The organism is Acinetobacter sp. YH16052, assembly GCF_013417155.1.
Taxonomy (GTDB): Bacteria; Pseudomonadota; Gammaproteobacteria; order Pseudomonadales; family Moraxellaceae; genus Acinetobacter.
In genome coordinates this window covers 1-4,535 of sequence record NZ_VPEO01000065.1, presented here as the reverse complement: position 1 = coordinate 4,535, position 4,535 = coordinate 1, and the positions used below count along the sequence as shown (strand labels likewise).

Sequence of the window (4,535 nt, the reverse complement as noted above, 5' to 3'; positions counted from 1 at the left end):
TGGGAACTTCTGTATGGCAAGAAGAACCGATTCAGCAACAACAACCCACAACTATTGTGGCTCACGATGGAGTTGTGTATATCGATAACCTAAAAAATAATACACTTTACATAGGCAATCAACTTAAGCAGTGCCGAGTGATACTGCCTGAACTTACAACATTAAAAGGTTTTAGTGATTTGGGGCGAATGGTATGTCAATAAACTGCAATGACTTGTTTAAAATGAGTGATTCAACGAAATATTTTATTTATGCAAGTTTATTCTTACTAGTATCTATTCTTTTTTGTTTACCTGCTTATGCTAGTAGCTGTTGGTTAGGGCAGTCTGCAACGTTAAGTTTAGGAACATCAAATGCTCAAGGCTCAGCACTTGTTTCAACAGATGTTATTGCTGACTGTTACTTTAATTCAAACCAGCCTGTAACGTATAAGCTATGTTTAGTGGCTGATAGTTTTGATCCCGCAGGTAGTACTCCTCGAAGTATGATTATTTATAATCCTGTAAGAGCATTACTCAATTATGAATTATATTCTGATGCAGCAAGAACATTTAAGATTCCTGATTCAGAACGTAAAAACCAAGCACAATGCCAAACTTTCCAGTTTGAAGCAGGAACTGGAAATGTCAGTACTCGGCTTAAACTATATGGTCAGGTGTTGCCTGGACAGAACGTACCAGCAGCATACTATCAAACGAATAGTATTGGATTGAAACTTTATTCTGCATACAAGGTTGGATCAGAAGTACCAACGGATACAGAAGCCCTTGCAAATTCGAATACTGGTAATAATAATTTAATTGTTAACTCATATTATGAAAATAGTTGCTTAATTCAGTCGGCAACAGATATTAACTTTGGTGCGGTTGACCAACTGAAGACACCGTTAATAAGCTCAGGAAATATACAGTTAGCCTGTCCCGTTGGCACTATTATGCAAGTCAGTTTAAATAATGGCATCAATGCGCAGGGCACACAAAGAAGAATGAGAAATGCTTTAGGAAACTATATCCGATACAACCTTTCTAGGAACGCACACGATGATCAACCTTGGCAAGGTAATACCTTTTACTCTGTAGATAATCATAATATACCTGTATATGCAACGGTTCCAGCTCAACCCATCAGTAGTACTGGGCAATACTCTGACACGATTACAGTAACTCTAACTTATTGATTTTTATTTTAAAATTAATAGGTAACCGTCGCAGTTACTGTGTCACTATATTTCCCAGCAGGAACATTAGCATTGGGAACCTTACCCCAAATCTTAATATTTTGTGTTTCCCCTGTCCCCTGTTGTGACAAACGATTGTCTGCAATATTGCCCCATTCTTTGCTCATGGCAACATCTTGATAAAGCTGATAAGGAATTTGTATGGAAATATCATTGGCATGCTTCAAACGACCATCACTATTTAAAGCAATATTATAGGGAGTACCATTAGTACAATGAACATTTAAGCTCCCTGTCGCTTGAACATTCTGTGCATTACGAGTCACAGTCCCAAAATCAATATCCGAAGAGCCTCCTGCTCCAATCTCACAAATTTCTGTAACTTGCATTTTGACTTGAAACTGTGTGGATTGACGATCACTCATGGTATATGCGGAAACAGAGACTACAGCTAAAATTACAAAAGAATATTTAAAAATTTTCACTTGACTCATTTACCATAATTCCAACCTATTAACTCCATTAAATATTACATAGTTTTTTAAGAAATAATATATAGTTAATAGACTTCCGTCATAAATCAAAAAACGTACAATTTATTTGATCTTAAATTAATCAGCAAACTTATTTAATTCAAAGGATAATCCTTGGATGAAATTCAAAGATATTCAAAAATTATCAGACGTTAAGTTTCGTAGGCTTACCGGTGTTAGTTGGGCTACATTTAACCTGATGTTGGCCGAGCTAAATAAGCAGTTACCTCGTCATATTGGTAAAGGATGACCGCATAAATTACCGTTGGAAGATCGTTTGCTCTTATGTATAGGCTTTGTTGCATAAATATTTTGCAAAATACTTATTTTTAAGGAGTTTAAGAAAATTTTAATAAAAAATAAGTATAATAAAATCATAGTTTTAGGTATTTTTGCAACAAAGCCTCTTAGAAATAAAAGAGCATGATGTTTTAAGTATTTAACATAAAATCTCTTATGCGAAATTCCAAGAAGAGCACATCCAGTGCTCTTCTTATTTTTAGATAATAAATCGTTAAAAAAATGATCCATTCTCATTTTAGAACTGGGTGTTTTTTACTCAAAATACTATTTTTTTCCATAACCATAAAAGCCCCCCTTTGAAACATATATTTTTATTGATTATTTTTGTGCAAATTTCCTTGTAAACAGCTGTTTTATGGCAGGAATATAAATAAGAGTTCCTGCGATCTGCGTGCGCGAAAACATCTGAAAATTTGCCAAGTTTAAAAAAGCCTGAGACGATGGCTTTGCCAAAATATGAAATGAGCTTTGTTGTGTTAATCGTGCAACGAGCAAAACTTTCTAAACTTTTTTTTTCGGTTCGTGTGCATGAGACAGCCATCTCATTGCTAAAGACCGTGTAGCTGCATACGTGAGAAATCTAGTTGGTGCGGCTGCGAAGGGCACTGGACAGTGAGATTCTGTTCTTTGACCCAATCACTCTTAATTGGCTGTGACGTATGAAATCGTTGTGAGCCGATCAAATAGTTGGGCGACACTGAAACGGGACCCTTGGTGACAAGGGCAAACCCTGCTTAACAGAGAGTGTGAGTATCTTCATGGAATGATAGATGCGTTAGGAACACACGTTTACCGCTTCAATTCCTTAACAGGGTGGTATGCGTTGCGCACAGGTGGGCTTATGAGAGTATCGCGAGGTACTAGGGGCACGAGGAGAAATCTGGACTGCTCGGTACTCAATGATTAACCAAATTGATTTGTCGTGATGACATATTTGATTAGTTATTGAGATCTATGGATAGCTCAAGCCTGTAACAGTGACACTAAGGAGATCCAAGAGATTGGATCAAGCATGTTGCTTTGCGTAGGTTAAGTGCTTTACCCGTAATGAAATTTAATATCGGTTAATAATGGGAGTTTTTGGAACTCTTATCCCAAAAAAAAGGAATGGCTGATATCAGATGGAACGGATAAGCGTACTGACCGTCTATTTCTTTCGAAATAGACAAAGACTGTTAACGCTAAAGTGGGAATCTCTCAAGCCAATGATTAGATGTGGTGGCTCCACACTATAGGCTTTTGGACCGAAAACACTACGCGAGAGTGCTATAAGGTTTTATTAATGAGAGAGGGAGAGTTGCTGAATAGATTTAATTTGGTTTTATTTACAGATTAATTAGGTCACTTCGAGCGAATAAAAACGTAAGGGGTGGGTGAACGAAAGGCAATACGGTGCATAACCGGACTGAGAAAACAAAGTTTGTCAGGGGAGAGGTGTGGCAACCTCGGCAGCTATGAAATGCGGCAAGCCTGTTTGGCACGGAAGAAAGTGAATAAACGTTAAACATCCTGATGTAGCGCTCGGATGAATAATATTTCATGAGTAATCATTAAGAAAAGCGCTGGTTACGTTGAAGTTTGCGCTTTGAAATAACCCAGTTGTTCCGGAGACGGATCTGCTGCTGACTGATTTTTGCGATGATGGGCCGCAAGGCTCTAGTGGGATGATGTTATATAAAATCGTGATTGTGGAACTAAAACACAATTTGAAGTGTGTACTTTGTGATGTGTAGAAGTCAGGACCAGCTTAGTCTTGATGGAGGATCCATGAGAGTCGCTTCCACTGGAAACAGTGAAGATGTCGTAAGTTGATAACTGCGAGTTCGTTCTAGTCGCGAACTCAATAAATGATTAGCGTTAAGCGCGTTAGTTTCGTGAATTTGAACACGGAAAATCAAAAAAACAAGGCGGTCTCCTTAGGAGGCCGCCTTACCTTTTCCTGAAAGCTCATCATTTGCGTTTTAAGCACGTTTTCCTCATCGACATAGGATTCATAGTAATCAGTGAAAAAATCGCGCATACCCCCTATATTTTTGCGTTAAATCGCTATATCAGAGCGAGTGTCTACGAGCGAACATCGAAAAATCGCGCCTAGACTCTCTGAAAAACAATTTTTTAGTATCAAAATCTCAAAAACAGGAAATCACTTATAGAAAAGTGATTTCTAGACCGAGCGAAGCGAGTAAAAAAACTTATGAGCGAAGCGAATTCATTGTTGCTTTTGTTTTTTATTAAAGTCACAACGAGATTAGGCAAAAAATTGCCCCTCGAATCGAGCGAAAGCGAGATTCAATAGAGTTTGAGCGTAGCGAAAACATAGGGCAATTTTTCATTCCCTAAGCTTTTAATTATTTTTAATGTTTTTAAATGCTTTTATAGTTCATTAAGTGACTGTAAATAAATAATTTAATAGCTTATAAAGATAGGTTTAAGGGGTTATAAAGATAGGTTTAAGGGGTTATAAAGATAGGTTTAAGGGGTTATAAAGATAGGTTTAAGGGGTATTTGAATAGTTAAATTAT

General features: G+C 37.2%; 3 protein-coding genes. 2 read left to right on the top strand and 1 reads right to left on the bottom strand.

Going from position 1 to position 4,535, the window contains the following annotated elements; translation table 11 throughout:
- Both FTV42_RS17415 and FTV42_RS15630 read left to right on the top strand, forming a co-directional pair.
- A partial coding sequence (locus FTV42_RS17415) for a hypothetical protein (RefSeq protein WP_218947009.1) occupies positions 1–203 on the top strand: 203 nt, incomplete at its 5' end.
- 20 nt (positions 204–223) lie between these two features.
- On the top strand, positions 224–1,177 hold the full coding sequence (locus tag FTV42_RS15630) for a spore coat U domain-containing protein (protein WP_180002664.1): 954 nt from the start codon (positions 224–226) through the stop codon (positions 1,175–1,177).
- Between the two features lie 14 nt (positions 1,178–1,191).
- Here FTV42_RS15630 and FTV42_RS15625 read toward each other — a convergent pair whose 3' ends face one another.
- On the bottom strand, positions 1,192–1,671 hold the full coding sequence (locus FTV42_RS15625) for a spore coat U domain-containing protein (protein ID WP_179991844.1): 480 nt from the start codon (positions 1,669–1,671) through the stop codon (positions 1,192–1,194).
- Positions 1,672–4,535 lie beyond the last annotated feature (2,864 nt).